General features: G+C 44.2%; 16 protein-coding genes. 1 reads left to right on the forward strand and 15 read right to left on the reverse strand.

Features of this window, described 5'->3' with window-relative positions; all coding sequences use genetic code 11:
- Nucleotides 1-20: 20 nt before the first annotated feature.
- The 15 genes from IEW05_RS10765 to IEW05_RS10835 all read right to left on the reverse strand — a co-directional run bounded on the left by IEW05_RS10765 (nucleotide 21) and on the right by IEW05_RS10835 (nucleotide 18,719).
- Nucleotides 21-560, reverse strand: coding sequence for a ribonuclease FAU-1 family protein (locus IEW05_RS10765; protein WP_188538535.1), 540 nt, complete (start codon nucleotides 558-560; stop codon nucleotides 21-23).
- Between the two features lie 152 nt (nucleotides 561-712).
- Nucleotides 713-3,313 (reverse strand): transglycosylase domain-containing protein, encoded by a 2,601-nt coding sequence (locus tag IEW05_RS10770; protein WP_188538538.1) that lies wholly within the window; start codon nucleotides 3,311-3,313, stop codon nucleotides 713-715.
- A gap of 169 nt (nucleotides 3,314-3,482) precedes the next feature.
- Nucleotides 3,483-3,722: an RNA chaperone Hfq gene (gene hfq / locus IEW05_RS10775; RefSeq protein WP_188538540.1), complete on the reverse strand. Its 240-nt coding sequence runs from the start codon at nucleotides 3,720-3,722 to the stop codon at nucleotides 3,483-3,485.
- 25 nt (nucleotides 3,723-3,747) lie between these two features.
- Complete coding sequence (gene miaA, locus IEW05_RS10780) at nucleotides 3,748-4,722, reverse strand: tRNA (adenosine(37)-N6)-dimethylallyltransferase MiaA (protein ID WP_373285792.1); 975 nt, start codon at nucleotides 4,720-4,722, stop codon at nucleotides 3,748-3,750.
- Entirely contained in the window at nucleotides 4,712-5,491 is a 780-nt protein-coding gene (locus IEW05_RS10785) for a class I SAM-dependent methyltransferase (protein WP_188538544.1), read from the reverse strand. The genes miaA and IEW05_RS10785 overlap by 11 nt, the downstream gene beginning before the upstream one ends.
- A 17-nt stretch (nucleotides 5,492-5,508) precedes the next feature.
- Nucleotides 5,509-7,476, reverse strand: coding sequence for a DNA mismatch repair endonuclease MutL (mutL, locus tag IEW05_RS10790; RefSeq protein ID WP_188538547.1), 1,968 nt, complete (start codon nucleotides 7,474-7,476; stop codon nucleotides 5,509-5,511).
- Nucleotides 7,477-7,529: 53 nt separating this feature from the next.
- Nucleotides 7,530-10,265, reverse strand: a complete 2,736-nt coding sequence (gene mutS / locus IEW05_RS10795; RefSeq protein ID WP_188538549.1) for a DNA mismatch repair protein MutS — start codon at nucleotides 10,263-10,265, stop codon at nucleotides 7,530-7,532.
- A 97-nt stretch (nucleotides 10,266-10,362) separates the two neighbouring features.
- Nucleotides 10,363-11,811 (reverse strand): putative amidoligase domain-containing protein, encoded by a 1,449-nt coding sequence (locus IEW05_RS10800; RefSeq protein ID WP_188538551.1) that lies wholly within the window; start codon nucleotides 11,809-11,811, stop codon nucleotides 10,363-10,365.
- 154 nt (nucleotides 11,812-11,965) lie between these two features.
- Nucleotides 11,966-12,511 carry an outer spore coat protein CotE gene (gene cotE / locus IEW05_RS10805; protein WP_188538553.1) on the reverse strand — a complete coding sequence of 182 codons (546 nt, stop codon included), beginning with the start codon at nucleotides 12,509-12,511 and terminating at the stop codon, nucleotides 11,966-11,968.
- 228 nt (nucleotides 12,512-12,739) lie between these two features.
- A complete protein-coding gene (locus IEW05_RS10810) occupies nucleotides 12,740-13,294 on the reverse strand; it encodes a stalk domain-containing protein (protein ID WP_188538556.1) in 555 nt (184 codons plus the stop codon).
- 34 nt (nucleotides 13,295-13,328) lie between these two features.
- On the reverse strand, nucleotides 13,329-14,297 hold the full coding sequence (locus IEW05_RS10815) for an aromatic acid exporter family protein (RefSeq protein WP_188538558.1): 969 nt from the start codon (nucleotides 14,295-14,297) through the stop codon (nucleotides 13,329-13,331).
- A gap of 110 nt (nucleotides 14,298-14,407) precedes the next feature.
- The gene (locus IEW05_RS10820; RefSeq protein WP_188540818.1) at nucleotides 14,408-15,223 is read right to left on the reverse strand and encodes an ABC transporter permease; all 816 of its coding nucleotides are present in this window, start codon (nucleotides 15,221-15,223) and stop codon (nucleotides 14,408-14,410) included.
- 24 nt (nucleotides 15,224-15,247) lie between these two features.
- Nucleotides 15,248-16,045 (reverse strand): ABC transporter ATP-binding protein, encoded by a 798-nt coding sequence (locus IEW05_RS10825; RefSeq protein ID WP_188538560.1) that lies wholly within the window; start codon nucleotides 16,043-16,045, stop codon nucleotides 15,248-15,250.
- Between the two features lie 26 nt (nucleotides 16,046-16,071).
- Nucleotides 16,072-17,079: an ABC transporter substrate-binding protein gene (locus tag IEW05_RS10830; RefSeq protein WP_188538562.1), complete on the reverse strand. Its 1,008-nt coding sequence runs from the start codon at nucleotides 17,077-17,079 to the stop codon at nucleotides 16,072-16,074.
- 122 nt (nucleotides 17,080-17,201) lie between these two features.
- On the reverse strand, nucleotides 17,202-18,719 hold the full coding sequence (locus tag IEW05_RS10835; protein WP_188538565.1) for a carboxypeptidase M32: 1,518 nt from the start codon (nucleotides 18,717-18,719) through the stop codon (nucleotides 17,202-17,204).
- Between the two features lie 204 nt (nucleotides 18,720-18,923).
- Between IEW05_RS10835 and IEW05_RS10840 the strand changes: the two genes are divergently transcribed.
- On the forward strand, nucleotides 18,924-19,487 hold the full coding sequence (locus tag IEW05_RS10840) for a beta-class carbonic anhydrase (RefSeq protein ID WP_188538567.1): 564 nt from the start codon (nucleotides 18,924-18,926) through the stop codon (nucleotides 19,485-19,487).
- Nucleotides 19,488-19,565: the final 78 nt, after the last annotated feature.

Below are 19,565 nucleotides of genomic sequence, written 5' to 3' on the forward strand. Positions count from 1 at the left end.
ACCCCCTAGATTTAAAAAGGTTACTGATTCATAAAACCGTTCTGATAGTGCTCAAGTGACATATCAAAATACGGAAAATGCCCTGACTTAATCACTTGCTGCACTTCCTTCGCTGTCTCCATCGCCATATCATAGTCTTTGACGGTGATCTGACCGCGACTTAAAGCTTCATCTAGTTCATCCTCATCCAATAAGAACATTTCCCCGTTCTTCAAGACCACGATGTCAAGATACAAATCATCAAACCAAGGGACACCCTGGTCCGTTACACCTTGATTTTTGCATACGTCAATATACCACTCCACAATGTCTCCCTTGTCATCAAACATGGAAGTCACCACGAAATGGGCTCCTTTGGGATAATACTGCAACCAGGTATAACCCTTGTCTGCAATACGGAAGGTATGTCCACCATACGTCTTCCAGAGTGGATCACGTAGCGCAAAAATACTGTACAAGGTTACAAACCCAGTAAAGATATCATTTTCGACAAACTTTGATTTGAACTGACGCTGCGTTACACGGCGCCAATTCGCACGATCACCAAATTTTCGCTTCATGGTATAAGCCCTTTCAACACAATGTACATTTAGCTTACCATATTTAATAGAGAGTCTCAAAACCCTAATTTCACATAAAAAAACGCCGACATTCTCTTCATAGAGAAATGTCGGCATTTTGCCTAAACTAACATAGGGAGTACACTACGTTATCACCCTGGATTATTCATGTCATTGCCCATGGCATTAGGGTCTGTATATGCATTATCCGTGCTTCCTTCAGTTGGTACTTCAGGTGGTTGTTCTCCGCCGGAGCCCTCACCTGGATTACCAGGAATTGTTCCACTTCCATTACCATTACCGTTTCCATTACCATTACCGTTTCCATTACCATTACCGTTTCCATTTCCGTTACCATTGCCAGGCGGATGAGTTGCTCCACCATTACCGTTACCAGGAGTTCCGCCTGGACCTGGTGTACCTTCAGTACCTCCGGTTCCACCTTGACCATTTTCCCCACCATTGCCATCAGGTGTTGGTTCCGTAATTGGAGGTTCTTCACTCTCAATCGTAACAGTTACCGTGTTTGTAGGCTTACTTTCCGTATCATTCACAGGATCATACACCCTTACGTAATACTCGTAGGTTAATCCAGGGACAACACTGATATCCTCAGCTTCTGTAGTTACAGAGTCCATGTAATGTACATAGTCACTATCCTCAGAAGATTTCCGATAAATACGATACGCGGTATCCATCTGATCAACACCAGTCCAGCTTAATGACACCGTAGCCGTATCAGGATTATAAGATGCGCTTAATCCACTTGCTGCCGGAACTTCAACTTCTTCAGGTGGTTCCGGTGTCTGGAGATTACCTGGTACTGGGAAGTCCTTAACAGGAACCCCTTCTAAGGCTTCTTTCATCACTGTCGCAAACAATGAAGCTACTTGACCACTGCTGCCGTTCAATAGATGGTCCTTATCCGGGTTATCGTATCCCATCCAAATGGATGCGGTCCACTCCGGCGTATAACCAACAAACCAAACATCGCGGTTCTTGCTACTAGTAAGTCCTGGTATCCCATGCTGCGTTGTACCTGTCTTACCTGCAACTGGACGGTTAATACGCGCTCGTTTACCCGTACCCTCATTAACAACATTTTGTAACATTTGCGTCATGTAGTATGCGGTCTGTTCGCTAATTACCTGCTTCGCTTTTGGTGGATTATATTTAAACACTTCTTTACCATCATGATCCACAATAGATTTGATCGAATACGGAGCATTGTATTTCCCTTGGTTAGCAAACACACTAAAGGCACCCGCCATTTCTAGCGTATTTGTACCGCGTGTCAGACCTCCAAGTGCGATCGCAAGGTTACGATCATCCTTATCCATCGTAATACCCATTTCTTCAGCATACTTGACGCCCGTCTTCACACCAACCTGATTCAGCAACCAAACGGCTGGAATATTCTCCGACTTCGTCAACGCTGTGGTCAAGTTAATCGTTTTAGAATATCCATGTAAGTTCCGTGGACAATAATCCCCGAAACACTGCTTCTCGTTACTGATCTGAGAATCCGGTCCAAATTTCCCCGACTCAAGTGCTGGAGCATACGACACGATTGGCTTGAACGCGGAACCCGGCTGTCTACGGCTATTCAGACGACTGAATCCTTTACGTTCATAATCACGGCCACCTAGTAACGCAACCAGACTGCCATTCTCATGATTCATAATAACGATAGAGCCTTGAACTTGTTTATCATCTTTACTCTTCTCAAAGAAATCGTCATTAGCAAATGCTTTCTCTACTGCCTTTTGCGCTTGAACGTCCATCGTCGTATAGATTTTATATCCGCCACGGTTCAACTCATCTTCGGTTAAACCATACTTCTCTTCTGCTTCCTGAGTTACGTAATCTTTAAATGCAAGGTACGCATCACTCTTAGCCGGTTGTTCATAATCATAATCAACTGCTTTCGCTTCATCACGTTCTGCAGCTGTAATGTAACCCTCTTGGAACATCAAATCGAGCACGACGCTTCGACGCTCCTTAGACAAGTCCGGATTACTAATCGGATTGTATTTGGAAGGTCCCTTAGGAATTGCCGCCAATGTGGCGATTTCCCAAATCTCCAGATCATTCAAATCACTTTTGCCGAAATAACGCTGGGAAGCCGCTTTAATCCCATACGCTTTCTGACCATAGAATATCCGGTTTAAATACAATGTAATAATATCATCCTTTGTATTGTGACGCTCTAGCGCCATGGCGATAGACATTTCTGTTGCTTTCCGGAAAAAGGTCTTATCGGAGCTTAGAAAAATGTTCTTGGCCAATTGTTGAGTAATCGTACTACCACCCTCAACCATCGAACGAGCTACGATGTCCTTTACCGCCGCACGGCCGATCGACCACAAATCCACCCCGTTATGCTCATTAAAACGTCTATCTTCTGTAGCGATAAAGGCATCCTTAACAAGCTGTGGTATTTGCTCGGAATCAACGGGCTCACTTTTATCGATGGACAGCTCTCCCATCATGACTCCCTTACGGTCATATACCTTTGATGTTTCATAAATAATCAATTTGTCTTCATTCTCAGATAATATTTTTTCACCGCTGATCGTAATGTACAAATACCCAGCTATCGCACAAAATACGGCAACAGCAACTGTAAAGAAGGAAATCAATAGAACGTGCTTTAACTTCAACTTCTTCTTTCTATTCTTCTTAGGTGTCTCCGCCTTCTTCTCTGGACGACTATTCCTTTCCACTCTGGAAGGTGGTCTCTTTGTAGCCATAATTTATCTCTAACCCCCTTATACTCCTACGGCATCTATCCTCGGAAAGAAAAGAACAACCTTATAAGGTTGCTCTGCATCTTTACCTATACCATTAAACGTATCGAATTTCAAAAAAGTTTCACTTTACACTTAAAGCGTTATGTTCAATAAGTGGAAATTAAGGCTGTTAGCCCTCGTTCTGTGATTCTTGCATAAGTGATACATTACGCTGCGGCTGGAACGTTGAAATTGCGTGCTTGTACACCATTTGCTGGCGTCCATCACTATCAATTACGATGGTAAAATTATCGAAAGCTTTGATCGTCCCTCTGATCTGAAAACCGTTCGTTAAGAAAACGGTAACTGGGATGCTATCTTTACGTAATTGGTTCAAGAACGTATCTTGGATGTTAATGGATTTGTTCATTAGTCGTACCCCCAATAGGAATCATTTAGTGTTTATAATTATATTCAAGATCAGTAGGAAACTTTCCTGCTATTATAGCATGTGCAGCCATTAAATTCCCGGAAAAGTTTTGACCATCCCCTACATCGATCCACGAAATATCCCGCATATGCCTGAACCAAGAGAGTTGTCTCTTAGCATAGCGCCGAGTATCCCGTTTCAACTTCTCTATCGCTGCCAGCAGTGGTACACCGTCTTCAAGATGTTCTACAATCTCTTTATATCCCAGTCCCTGCATCGAAACCAGATTTCGAGAGTACCCCTGATTCAGCAGATTTTGCACCTCATCTACAAGTCCAAGTGAGATCATCTCGTCGATTCGCTGCTCAATACGGTTATAAAGCATTTGACGGTCCATTGTCAAACCAACAAAACATAAATCATATGGAGACTCCTTGCTTTGCGACTCCAAACGCGAGGAGAGTGTCACTCCGGTCAGATGATAAATCTCCAGCGCTCGAATTACCCGCCGTACATCATTGTAGTGCAAACGGGCTGCCGAAACAGGATCGATGATCGCTAGCTTGGCGTGTAATGCTTCTGGACCGTTCTGTAGGGCAAATTGCTGCTGCGCTTCACGGAATTCATCATCCGCACCTGCCTCCGTAAATTGAAACTCATAACACACGGATTCAATGTACAGACCCGTACCCCCAACGATAAAAGGAAGCTTATTTCGCGCACTAATTTCTGGAATAAGTGTCTTGCACCAATCTTGGAATAATGCGACGGAAAAGTCTTCATCCGGATTCAAGACATCAACTAAATGATGTCGAACGCCATCCATTTCATCTCTGGTAATTTTGGCTGTCCCGATATCCATCCCCCGGTACACCTGCATGGAATCACCGGAAATGATTTCGCAGGAGAACGCCTTCGCGATCTCGATACTGAGCTTCGTCTTACCAACAGCAGTCGGTCCTAGAAGCACTAGCAGTTTTGGTTTCTTGTTAGTCATCAAGCGAAATCACTCCGTACGCAATTTTTGATTGTGAGCGACCTACGACTGTAAATCCCAGTCTATCAAATTCATCGCTCCCTTTTTTCTCTTTCAGTACTATTGTCTTACGCGCGACACGTCTTGCTTCAGCAATTGTTTCAAAACTCAAAGGGTCATTGTTAGCATACTTACGAAGCGGTGAGATTGAAGCTGATTCCAGAACCGGACTACGGAACATTGGATCAAAATATATAACATCTGCACTATTATCAGCTAGCCCGCGTAATACTTCTAAATGATCCGCACATCTTACTTCAATTCTTCGTAACGCCTCGTTAAATGGTTTAATTCTGCATTCGTAAGAAGATAAACCCTCGCGAAGCAAAGCCGAAAGAGAAAGTGAGGCTTCCAGAGCAAGTACATGCCCCTCTGGGCCTGCTCCTAGAGCAAACACCATGGAATCCGCTCCAAGTCCAGCTGTGCAATCGATAATAGTATCTCCAGGAGCTACACGCGCTGCTTCCAGCATATTATCAGGTTCGCCTTTAAGTAGCCGCTTTGCTCGAACGAAGGCCATACTAGGATGGAATATCATCGGCTCTTCTCCTTCGCGGAACAAACGAACCTCTTCCTTCAGAATGATCAGAATATCCTGACCACCATATGTTTCAGACAATTTAGACAGCGATGTACGGTTACGTGGTACATAGATAGCACCTGTTTCTTGAGCCAAAGTAACCGCACGCCTCTCCGTCTGTGGAGAACTTTGATCACCTGTTGTAATAATCACTATGGTTCTCCTTTCGTTTACATAACCCGCTTAAATAACTTCTCCAAATCGTAAGTAGAAAAAGATACAATAATCGGCCGACCATGCGGACAAGTATAAGGCTGCTTACAAGCAGCTAACCGCTGGATTAGCGTATTCGCCTCATCGGGTGTTAACTTTTGATTGGCTTTGATAGATGCTTTGCAAGACACAAGAATAGAGGACTTCTCCCGTAGCTTCGCTAAATCAATCGCACGCTCGCTTAGCACCCACTCTGCCATTTCCTCAATAATTGCTGCCTCATCCCCTGGTGGGAACCAATAGGGGTGGCTTACAACTCGAAATGTCCCGCCACCGAAATGTTCAAGAATAACTCCCGCACTCTCAAACCACTGAAGCCTGCTACTCAACTTCTGACTGTCTGATGGTGTGAATTCCATTGTAATCGGAATTAGTAGTTCCTGAGAAGCATCTGCCGGATGTCCAAATTTTTCATAATAATATTCATAATTAACCCGTTCATGGGCAGCATGTTGATCAATTAAATAAAGACCTTGCTCGTTCTGAGCGATCAGATACGTACCATGATGCTGCCCAATCAACGACAGCTCCGGGAACTCTGGAAGCTCTGGAGTCGCCTCAGACGATCCATATAACACTTCTGACGTATTTACTCCAACAGGAGCGTAAACGGGTCTATAATCTGTTGCAGAAACACTCAACCGACCAGGTTGCCCAGTTCTCTGCTGTCCCCCTGCGGAAGAACTATTAGCAGTACTTGAAGAACTAGGTTGAGAGTACCTCTCTACACCTTTTGCAGGTGCTGAACTGAAATTATTCGCAGGAGCACGTTCCCGCAAGGAATACCCATCTACTGATTGAACAGGAGCTGTAGGTTGGGGTGTTGCCCCTTTGCTTGCTGCATCTATGTTAGGAGACTGAAAATGGAACTGCTCTTGAATAATTGAGCCGCTTTTAGCCTTCCCAATATTCTGTTTTACGACCTGAGGAATCAGAACCTGTGCTGATAGCATCGCTCGCAGACTCTCCTCAAGAAATGTATTCAGCTCTGGCTCTTTACTGAAACGTACCTCCAGCTTAGCAGGGTGCACGTTAACGTCCACTAGGGAAGGATGCATCTCTAGACTAATGACACCCAATGGATAACGATTGATGGGTAACAGTGTATGATAAGCCCTTAATATCGCTTGATGAAGCCCTTGGTTACGAATATAACGCCCATTGACGATGGTTGACATACCGCCACGGTTTGAACGCGTAAGTTCTGGTCGACCAATATAGCCACTGATACGGTAGTCAAGATTTTCCGCTTCAATCGGAATCATCGCTTTCGAAGCATTCACACCGTATATTGATGCGATCACCTGAAGTAGACTTCCACCTCCAGGACTCTGTAACAATGTATTACCATTGTGTCTAAAAGTAAAAGCGATATCTGGATGCGCAAGGGCCTGACGATACATCACATCAGAAATGTGACCAAGCTCCGTCTGAATTGTTTTCATATATTTCAGCCTTGCCGGAGTATTGTAAAATAATTCTTTGATGATGATATCCGTTCCTTGGGGTGCAGCCGTCTCTTCATTCTGCTTCAGTGTGCCTCCCTCAATAGCGATGAGCCGTCCCAACCCTGTATCGTTATTGCATGAGACAAGCTGGACCTTCGACACAGCGGCAATACTTGGCAGTGCCTCACCGCGAAAACCGAGGCTGCGGATTTGGAACAAATCACGGCCGGATGACATTTTACTAGTAGCGTGACGGTAGAATGCCGTTTCGCAATCCTCGGGATCCATACCGGAGCCGTTATCCGTAACTCGGATCGATTGAAGTCCACCTTCTTCTGCTGTTACCTCAATTTTACGAGCTCCCGCATCAATCGCGTTCTCTACAAGTTCCTTCACGACCGACGACGGTCGTTCAACCACTTCACCGGCAGCGATTTGGTTCGCGATATGCTCGTCCAATACTATAATTTTGGCCATTGCTTTTGTCCCCCTCCGCTCCTCAATTCCCCATTTACATCTCTACAACAGCATCATAGGTCTTTAGCCTTCATCTTCCAATCATTGATCAACTGCATCGCCTGAAGTGGTGTCATATTCATGAGGTCAGCATTCTTCACCTGGTTGATAAGATGACGTACACCCGCATCCTCATGTGTAGACTTCACTTTCTTCACTGGGGGTTCTTCCCCAAAAATCGAAAGCTGTACAACCTCTGCACTCAAGGTAGTGTTCTCATCCTCAATAAGGGAGGCCTTGTCGACTATTTCTACTAGAGACACCGCTGGTTCATTAGTCTCAGTTACTTTTCCTTGTTCTGAGTTTACAGTTGCCGTAGCTGCAAACGTAGCCGTTGTAGCCGTTAGTTCAACCGCAGATTGCTCAATATTTTGCAATAACCCGTAGGCACGTTCAATGATTCCACCAGGAAGTCCGGCCAAACGAGCACAGTATATACCATAACTTGTATCTGCAGCACCTGGAATAAGTTTTCGTAAAAAGTGGACTTTATCGCCGCTCTCTTGAACAGCCATTCGGTAATTGCGTAGTCCTACAAGACTGCTCTCAAGATGGGCCAATTCATGGAAATGTGTCGATACCAGCGCTTTACAGCCGATATGATCATGGACGTATTCGATGACAGCCTGCGCAATCGCCATCCCTTCACTCGTCGATGTTCCCCGCCCTAATTCATCGATGATGATCAAACTGCGAGAGGTTGCTTTCTCCGTCATAACTTGAATATCAGCCATTTCCACCATGAATGTACTTTGACCACCGATTAGATCATCCGCAGCACCAATTCGCGTAAAGATACGGTCAACAAGTGGGATCTGAGCAGATGTTGCTGGTACAAAACTTCCGATTTGGGCCATAATCGCAATCAGTGCAACTTGACGCATATAAGTACTTTTACCAGCCATATTAGGTCCCGTAATCAACAGAATACTAGCTTCATCCTTACATAATTGAGTCCCATTAGCGATAAACGCAGAATCACTCATCACCGATTCAACGACAGGATGACGTCCTTGCTCCACCTTCAGGTCATAGCCATCAGTGAGTGTCGGTTTGACGAATCCATTCTCTGCAGCAACGGCTGATAATGAACGGTAGACATCAATTTCAGCAATATGTTCTGCTAGTGACTGCAAACGGGAAATTTCAGCTGCAACAGTCTCTCGCAGCTCAGTAAACAATGCAAATTCTAGATCGACCATTTTCTCTTCAGCTTCAAGAATGAGGGTTTCCTTCTCCTTTAACTCTGGAGTTACATAGCGCTCAGCATTGGCAAGTGTCTGTTTACGTTCGTAACGTCCTTCAGGTAGAGAAGCCAAATTCGATTTCGTCACTTCGATATAGTAGCCAAACACCTTGTTGTAGCCGATCTTCAACGACTTAATACCGGTAGCTTGCCGTTCAGCAGCTTCCAGCTCAGCAATCCAGCGCTTGCCGTTAACTCCAGCTTCACGGAGCTCGTCCAACCGTTCATGATAACCCGGCTTAATAATTCCACCGTCTCGGACCGATACAGGAGGTTCATCAGCGATCGCAGCATCTATTCGATCAGCCAAATCATCACATTGATCCATTTCCTCAGCAATCCGCCGGAGCGTAGCCGAGGAAGCACCCTGTAACAATGATTTGATCTCAGGTACTTGCCGAAGCGAAGACTTCAAAGCGATCATATCGCGACCGTTGGCATTACCGTATGCAATCCGGCCTACAAGCCGTTCTAAATCGTAAATCTCTTGGAGAGCTACCTTCAGGTCCTCTCGAAGAATAAACGCGCTATGCAGATGATCTACAGCTTCCAATCTATCTTCGATTGCGCTTCGCTTTAATAATGGCTTGTCTATCCAGCGCCGAAGCATACGAGCGCCCATTGAAGTCTCTGTACGGTCAAGCAACCACAATAGCGAACCCTTCTTCGAGCGCTCGCGCACCGTCTCTACAAGTTCAAGATTTCGACGGGTAAAGGGATCCAGAATCATAAAATGTTCTGGTTCGTACGAGGAAATCTTCGTTAATTGACCTAACTGACGCTTCTGCGTCTCACTAAGATATCCTACAAGCAATGCGATACAATCGCGACGTTCCGGTTCTAATCTAACCCATACCGCTTCACCAAATTGTTTCCTGCTGTTCTCTTCTTTCATCTTATCCCATGGAGTGTACACAACTGGTTTGCCTAGTGGGGTTGCTTGCCCAGCAATCCAATCCAGTAATTCTGCATCTCCAATCATTTCTGCGGGATCGTACAATCCAACCTCATCACGAAGCCACTGCTTATTGGATGGCGAAGATGTCACATAAAGCTCACCCGTTGATAAATCACAGGAAGTTACTGCCATGAGGCCTTGGCGTTCGGTCACGCAAAGTATATAGTTATTCGCCCGCTCCCCCATAACCTTGCCTTCCATCACCGTTCCGGGTGTTACCACACGGACGATTTCGCGACGAACGACTCCTTTGGCTGCAGCAGGATCTTCTACTTGTTCGCAAATAGCTACTTTGTAACCTTTTTCAATCAATCGATAGATATAATTATCCGCCGAATGATAGGGGACACCACACATCGGAATTTTCTCCTCAGTTCCGCCCCCTCGTCCGGTCAGCGTAATTTCTAGCTCTTTTGAAGCCAGAATAGCATCATCAAAAAACATCTCATAAAAATCACCCAAACGAAAAAACAAAAAAGCATCTTGAGCCCCGGCTTTGACGCTCAAATATTGTTCAATCATTGGTGTGTATGTTGGCGTACTCATAATCACCCTCCACTCATCGCAGTTATTCAAATAATCAGAAGCTGACTTTTTGAACTTCCACTCACAGATCTCTATTATACCAGAAAGGAAGGAGCGCTTACGAGGGGTTTTGTATTTTCCAATGCCTTCTTATGTCGGTGGATTCATCCCACGTTCGTCCTGACAATACCGCTTCAAAAAAAGGAGCGATATAGCTTGCGTATCGGGGATAAGCCTGAAGAGCGGTGATTTGATCTATTAGAGGAGGTAGAATGTCACGGATAACCTCTTGGCGGCCTTCATAAAAGGCAGAGTAAATTTGTTCATCTTGTAATGGTCTGGCTGTTAAAGCCTCCACATTCTCGGCGATAAGCCGTGATAATGCCACCACACCCTTCGTGACCAACGGAGAGATCAAAAAACTGGGGAGTGTACGATACTCGAAGCCACCATATGGTTGAATGCGAAAATCACCAAGAAACCCGTAACGTGGACGACGACGAAAACTTCGACTATCCTCCAATACGGATACAGGCAGTGCTAAATAGTTATCTAAGCTTCGTAACAGTTCAGCGCTGAGTGGTACTCCACTGAAATGTAAGTGTCCTCCAAGCGGGAAACCCTGCTGGGGCATACCCCCCGCCTGCCAAAGTAATCTTTTGTCTGAAATTGAGACCATGGCTGATCGGAAAGCGCGTAGTAAATGACTCATCACTTCACGCGGTTCATGTCCCGGTGCAGGACGTAGCTCGACAAGCGGAAATAACAAGCGGCCCTGTATCCGTAAGGAGTCACAACCTGCTTCACCGCGACGATCAAGGTACCTCGATGCCGGAACAACTCTGCTACTTTCTTTGTCATAAAGAATAAACTCTGGATCCATTCCGATGAGCAGCTCCTCCTTATCCAAATGATGACAGAGCCTATCTAGAGTCTCGTTTATGGCCCTGGCAAATAGGTGCGCTGCTTCAGTTCCACGTAAATCGGGTGTAGAGGTAACCCCCTCAACAGTGAATCTGCCCTCTTCACCTGCAGAAATTACAACCTCTCCCATTTCTAGTTCCAGCGCATATAGAGCCCTAACTGCCGTAGCTTCTAATCGCTTATCGAGCAAAGACTGTCTGTCTGAATGCTCTTCTCTACTGACAGATGGAAGGACCTCCATTTTTCCTATCGGAAGAATTTGTACCGCATGCAAATGAAACACACGAACAACAAAACGACGGAGATATCTTCCCGCTTGAGACGGTAACTTCCCTGGAAGTTCAGCCCTCAGACCGCAAGCTCTTAGTCTTGACTGCCAACTTTCCACTGATTTACCTTGAAAATAGTTAGCATGCTTGTTGATTGCCCATTTGGTCATCCGCGGAGCGAAAAAAGCATTCTGTGAGCCATATGAAATCCATTCCGAAGATGATGCTCCCTTACCTCCCTCCTGCCGCTTAATTGCCGGATCATGAAGGACTTGATAACGCCCACCATAGGATTCTAATACCCGCAAGAGGGATCTACGCGATGGACCAGGCTCCATCTTGATTCTCATTAATATACTCGACTCACGACTCAAGACTGACTCCTCCTCCATCACAGAAAGCCTGCAACTCAACTTTAAGAGGTAGTTCAAAAATAAAAATATAAAAAAAGAGGGCAGACGCCCTCGACGACGTCGCCCTTGCTGCATATATTGCACTATCATCGTGAAGCATGTTAATCACCACTACTTACAGTTCGTCGTCGAGGAGATCCGGGTCTAAATCCTCGTAATCCCCGGAATCAGAACCAAAATCATAATCCTTATCTTCGTAGTCGCCACCTGGAACAACAAGAACGTTAATCTTCGTCTCAGCTACCAACTCGACGGCGAATTCGCGTTCAACCCGGATCGACACACGGCCTTCTCCAGACACACTGGCTTCAATGGTACTTGGTTCTTGCGTTGCCTCCGCAGAAACCTCTACTGTTGAAGAACGGTGTCTGTTGTCAACAAAGTTTAATGGAACGTTCTCTACATAGGAAATCGTTTCTTTGGCAACTTCTGTCTGCGAGTTCTTGTCATAGGAGTACCAGATGTTGATATCGTAAGTACCAATAACTTCAATTCCGTCACCGGCTGCAACCGCTTCGTACTGGTGGTTAATAATCCAAGCCCCCAGAATACTCGTCGGTTTGTGAGGCGGAGTCACGGTATGTGTTACGGTAGAGAACTTACGACCTTTTCCACAGATCGCTTTCGTTATAATCTCTCTACTTTGATATTTCAATGACATGTTTGAACCTCCTCCATACATCATTCACTACAAGTGTATGCAGGACATGGGCGAATGTTGAATACCTTATGATAAATAAATATTGAATCCTTAATAAATATTGAAAAAATGCCTCAAACGAATCAAAAAAAGGCCTAATAACAGTCTAGGCTATTGTCTATTTTCACACCACAAACCAAATACATAAGAACAGGACATACTCCTAAGAGCATGTCCTGTCTTTAATCTTTATTTTTGGAGAGCTTTGAGCGCGGCCTCTACCTGTTTGAGTTCATTGTTAAATTTCTCAATTTGCGCATCATAGGATGCCAACTGATCCTCTTTCTTTTTTAACCCCTCTGTCGAGCCTGATTTTTTAAGTTTATCGATCTCATCAGCTAATGCTGCACGATCTTTTATAATTGGGGGTAACATCTCATCTTCCAGCAATTTTTTAGAAGCTTCTAACGATTGCTTGTCTTTGCCAATAAATATATTAACCGTATTTGGGTCAACGGGAGTCGTCGTCTCTTTAGAGCCTGCATTCGTAGTCACATTAATCGTTTTCCCCGTTACTTTAACTTCAGCTCCAATTGCATCAGCAAACGCACGAACAGGAATATTAGCTCGACTATCGATTATGGCACCTTTATCAGCCAATGTTACTGAGTTTACAATGACCGTGTATTCACCAGTAACTTGCTTACCTATTAAACTTTTGACCTGTGCTGCTAAGGCGCTTCCTGAAGTTGAAATCACTGCCCCGATCACAATACCACTCAATAGATACGCCCATTTTTTCATAGCTACTTACCTCCGTTTAGTATCGTTATGACCATCATACCATATCATCTGACTTTATTTGTACAGGCTCTTTGTATTTCTTGGCAATATTAAGGTAGATCCCTAATTCCCGGCAAACTTGCAGTATGGCTGAACGAATTTCAAATTCCTCACGCGTTGATGGTAACTCCATCATTTTGAACTCCTCTTGCATCATTTCAAGCAACCTCTCTGTTTTGCCCGTATAGGTTGTATCGACTACATCGATACTGAGTTGATCGAACAAAGTGGCTGCTACTTCGCCTTGCGGCATTCGTTGGTATACCCGGGAAATAAGCTCTAACATATATTCAACCCGTTCCAACTGTTGCTTGCGCATATAAAAATAAACATTCCAAGCATCATTGGGGTTAATCATCTGATTCTCTAAGGCATGGTTAGCTGTAGTCTGACCTTGGGCGATAAGTGTTCCCGCATCAATCAATTCTTGACCATTCCATACATGATATGGATCACGTAAAGAAACAGCAATTTGTTTGAAAATAACGGAGAATAGCTCGTCCACTTTGTTCCGAATATCACTGAGCTTGTGCTCATGCTTTGGCATATAAGCGAAATTTACAAGCGTTGCATAACCTAGACCGATCACGAGTAATTCAATTTGTGTTACCATCGTGTGGAAACTCAAATCTTCGCCACCAAACACACGAAATACAACTACAGAGCTTGTTACAATCCCGTCTTTAAAATTAGCGCGAGCCATTAATGGGAAAGCAATCATGATGTACAGGGCAAGTACCCAAAAATGAAACCCAAATAAATAAAATAACCCAAACGCAAGAATAAGACCGAGTATGGAAGCAAAAAAACGCGTTGAAACTGTATGTAGGCTGCGCTTGCGCGTTACATCCACCCCTAGAATAGCCAATAGCCCGGCGGATAAGGGATTTTCTACACCCAAACTATCTGCAGTTAAGATGGACAACAACGTTGCCACAGCTGTTTTGATCACCCTGAATCCCATGTAACCACCCTTTACTCCCTGTGCTGACAAATGATATGAAATCTATCCTACTTGATTTCTTATATTCGCACAATGACAGATTGTCCATATTGTTTGCAGAAAAAGGAGCGTTATCGCTCCCGAACTAACTTCCTTTCCACATAGACCACTAGCTGATACATCCCTGTAGCCACCACGGCAATAATAACTAAGCTTGAGATGACAAGAGTAAAATTGAATACCTGGAACCCATATACGATCAAATATCCAAGGCCAATTTTGGCAACGAGAAATTCACCGACGATAACACCAACCCAAGCCATCCCCACATTAACTTTCAGCGTGGATACGATCGTTGGAAATGAAGCTGGAAGAATGGCTTTCAAAAATACATCGCGACGTTTGCCCCCAAACGTGACAATAACTTTGATCAGGTTACTATCCACCTCGTTGAAGGCGTTATATACGACCAACGTCGTTATAATGACCGTAATCGAGAGCGTAGTCATAACGATTGCTGTAAATCCTGCGCCAAATAGGACTATAAAGATCGGTCCCAGTGCCACCTTTGGCATACTATTGAAGACAACCATATAAGGATCAAGCACTTTGGATAAGAACGGTGACCACCATATGAGCACGGCAAGTAACGTCCCTAATAGTGTACCCAGTAAGAACCCTATAGCTACCTCTCCAACCGTCATGGCTAGGTGAGGCCATAGTTCACCGCTTATCATATCCTTAATAATTTGTGCACCAACTTTAGAGGGATAACTAAAAATCAGTACATCAATCCACTTCATACGACCTGCGAGCTCCCATAGTAAAATAAAAGACAGAAGCATTAGCATCTGAACAGTAAATACCCAAAACTTTGTGCGGCGTTTCTGAAGTTTATATTGGATCCATTTCTCATGGAGCCACTGTTCTCGTGCGTGTCCCGACATTGTGGAATTGCTACGCTCCAATCGTTATCCCTCCTTTCGATTCGAATTGCCCGAACTGTCCGAGTCTTCTAGCTCTTTCCAAATTTCATGAAAAAGCTCATTGAAACCCGCCTCTTTCCGGGCAAAAAACGGTTGCGTCCTGGCAATATTGTCCGGGATATTGAATACGCCTTTGATTCTCCCTGGTTTAGCTGCTAGGACAATCACCCGGTCGCTAACTGCGATTGCTTCAGATAGATCATGAGTAACCAACACACCTGTCTTCTTCCGTTGTTTCAATGTATCGACTACAAGATCTTCAAGCTGCAGCTTCGTCTGATAATCCAATGCTGAGAAAGGCTCATCAAGCAGTAACAAGTCAGGATTCGTCGCAAGTGTTCTGACTAATGCCACCCGCTGACGCATCCCACCTGACAAATGGTTGGGATGCAGCTTCGCTGTGTCTGCTAGCCCCATCCCATCCAGCAATTCAAGTACAAAATCAGTGCTTTGATTATTTAATCGTCCTGTTAGTTCCAACCCAAGCAGCGCATTATCGAGTATAGTCCGCCAAGGGAACAAATAATCCTGCTGTAACATATACCCAACTTCTGGTGATGGACCTCCAACGGGCCTGCCGTGAAGTAATACCTCTCCATGTGAAGGAGGTATCAACCCAGCTATGAGTGACAACAGCGTGGTTTTGCCGCATCCACTAGGACCAACCAAACTAATCAACTCACCTGGCGCAACTGTCAGATTCATCCCCTCTAAGGCGAGAACCGCTTCTCGCCCTGTGACATATACGAGATCTACATCTCGCAGTTCGACGACTGGTGCCATGATTGACACACTCCTCCCTTATACCTCTATTTGTCTGATGATACTGCCGAATCTGCAAATGTGTTGTCCACCAGTTTCTCCGCTGGAACCCGTTCTTTCAATTCTCCCGCACTTTCCATAATATCAAGCAAATTGTTCCAAGCACTGTCAGTAAGCGCCGGGGACTCGGCATAGGAACCTTGCTCCAAATAACGTTTCACCGCACTTGCCAATATCGCTTGATCACTATCCTTGAAGAATGGAGAGATTGTTGTCGCTGTCTCTTCCGGTGAATGCTCCTTAATCCACAACTGTGCTTTGTGAATGGCATTCGTAAATTTCTGTACAACTTTCTGGTTCTTTTTTATATAGCTTTGCTTCGTCATAAAAACCGTATAGGGTAACTTACCACTTTCTGTTCCAAACGAAGCTACGACGTGCCCCTTACCTTCTGCCTCAAAGATCGATGCCTGTGGCTCAAAGAGCTGCACATATTGACCTGTGCCTGAAGCAAATGCCGCTGCAATGTTAGCAAATTCAATGTTCTGAATCAGCTCTAGATCTTGATGCGGATCAATATTATGTTTCTTCAAGGTAAATTCACCAGCCATTTGAGGCATCCCGCCTTTACGTTGGCCGAGGAACACAGAACCTTTTAATTTGGACCAGTCAAAATCAGTCATCTCATCCCTTGACACCAGGAACGTACCGTCCGTTTGTGTGAGCTGAGCAAAATTAATCACCGGGTCATCAGAGCCTTGTTGATACACATAAATTGACGTCTCTGCGCCGACCAGTGCAACATCGATAGCGCCAGATAATAAGGCTGTCATCGTCTTGTCACCACCAGGTGTGGTCTGAAGCTCTACATTAAGCCCCTCGTCTTTAAAAAAACCTTTTGCCAAAGCCACATACTGTGGCGCATAGAATACGGAACGCGTTACTTCACCAATCTTAACCGTTGGTATCTTGCCTCCAGTTCCTCCGCATCCACTGAGCGTTAAGGACAATGAGACCAACACCGCAAGCAACAGCGCAGCATATCGTTTTAACATATCGTTCACCTCTCCCTTTTGAATAGCAAGGCCATAACTTAATGTATGCTCCTGCCTATTAAAAGGTTAAGAATGCAAATACCCCCCGCCTGTTCGGCGAGGGGTAATAATGAACGTATAAATTATAATCCGTAAATTGCTGAGTATTTCTGCTCCAGATATTCAGCCAAATAATCCGGATTCAATTCTTCACCGGTAACCTTCATAATAATTTCCGATGGTTTCAATCCTTTACCATACTGATAAATCTTGTTCGAAAGCCACTCTTTGATCGGAGAAAGATTACCTTCTGCAATAAATCCTTCAAATTGTGGTAATTCTTTGCGGATCGTGTTCATAATTTGTGCGGCATACATATTTCCAAGTGCATAGGAAGGGAAGTAACCGAAGAGACCACCCGACCAGTGCACATCCTGTAATACGCCTAGACTATCATTTGGAGGTGTAAGACCTAGATACGAGCTATATTTCTCATTCCATACCTTAGGCAATTCGCTAACTGGAAGCCCTTCATTGAAGATTTGCTTCTCAATTTCATAACGGATAATGATATGCAAGTTATAGGTCAATTCGTCAGCTTCGATCCGGATCAAGGAGTTTTCTACGGCATTAATCGCCGGATAGAATTGATCCACGGTAATGTCCTTCAGTTGTTCCGGGAAATGCTGCTGTAAGTCACCGTAGAACCGCTCCCAGAATTGACGGCTGCGACCAACAAAGTTTTCCCAGAAACGAGATTGTGATTCGTGTATGCCCATCGATGAACCTTGGCCAATTGGCGTTCCAGCTAACTCTGGACTAATGTTCTGTTCATAGAGCGCATGGCCACCTTCGTGCAATGAACTAAAGACTGCACTAGTCACGTCATCTTGCAGATAATGTGTTGTGATCCGAACATCGCCATGATTCAGCGTGATTTCAAACGGATGAACACTTTCATCTACACGACCAGCCTCAAAGTCATAGCCAATTTGTTCCAATAGGAACGTTCCAAATTTTTCTTGTGCGGCTTTATCATATAGTTGGTCAAGAAAAGCTTTGTCTGGTTTGTTATTGGAAGCGGTAATTTTATCGACAAGTGGGACGAGGCGATCACGAAGCTGGCTAAATACTTGATCTAGCTTCTCTACTGTCAATCCTGGTTCATACATATGAAGTAGTGTGTCATACCTTGTTTCTTTAGGTCCCCAATAGTCGATAAACTCCTGCGTTTTAGCAACGATCTGCGTCAAATAGGGTTCAAACCCGGCGAAGTCACCACTTTCCTTGAAACCTTCCCACAACGTCTCTGCGTGTGCCGTAAGTTCGGTGTATTCACGATATTTTTGTGCCGGAATTTTGACACTTCGATCGTATTCTTCTTGAGTTTCTAACACGATTCTACGCTGAGTTTCACTAAGTTCATTGATCACTGTAGCGTGATTCAAATAAGAGAGGAATTTACCCATTTCAGTTGAAGTTTGTAGCTTGAACGCCTCGGTAGATAATAAACCTAGTGTCTCGGAACGAGTCTGAGCTCCTTTTTTTGGAGCACCCGTTCGTAAATCCCATGCCATTAATGCAACAGCCTCATTATAACTTGCAATTTTGGATAACAACTCACTAAATAATTCCCATTGCTCAGCAGTTTCCTGTTTCATATTTTTTTCCACCTCATTCTATAAATTTATGTACACCTCTTGATGATACTTATAACAAAACGTATAATCAAATTTTGAAACAGACTTTTTTTTAAACATTTTAAAATTTAGATTGATTATGTTTAAAAAATACTAAAAGGCTGACTCTTTTAGTAGACTCAAAAGAGTCGAATGTTACACAAACCGATAAGGAGGTAGACAAGTATGAGCCAAGTTCAAACGATTTTGGATTACAATCAGAAGTTTGTTGCCGATAAGGAGTATGAGAGCTATATAACGGATAAATTCCCACAGAAGAAGATGGTGATCGTGACATGCATGGACACCAGACTTGTAGAATTACTTCCGAAAGCAATGAATTTACGTAACGGCGATGCTAAAATTATTAAGAACGCCGGGGCCGTCATTTCCCAACCGTTTGGTAGTGTTATGCGTAGTCTACTAGTAGCTATTTATGAACTTAATGCAGAGGAAGTCTACATTATCGGTCATACAGGTTGCGGTATGGCGGCGCTCAATTCCGACCATATGATTAATTCGATGAAAGACAAGGGCATCTCAGAGGATGTTCTTAGCACGCTTGAGAACTCAGGGATCAAATTAAAAAAATGGTTACGCGGTTTCGACAATGAAAAAGAAGGGGTTATCCGCACGGTAGAAATAGTCAAGAAGCATCCACTATTACCACCAGGAGTCCCTATTCATGGTATGTTGATCGATTCTTTGACGGGTGGACTTGAACTCATTGTTGATGGTTATAACGAATAACCGAAAATATGACAACAGCGATTATCCATTCATGGATAATCGCTGTTTTGTGTTTTCTGGTCGATCGTGGCTTGCTTT

The organism is Paenibacillus segetis, assembly GCF_014639155.1.
Taxonomy (GTDB): Bacteria; Bacillota; Bacilli; order Paenibacillales; family Paenibacillaceae; genus Fontibacillus; species Fontibacillus segetis.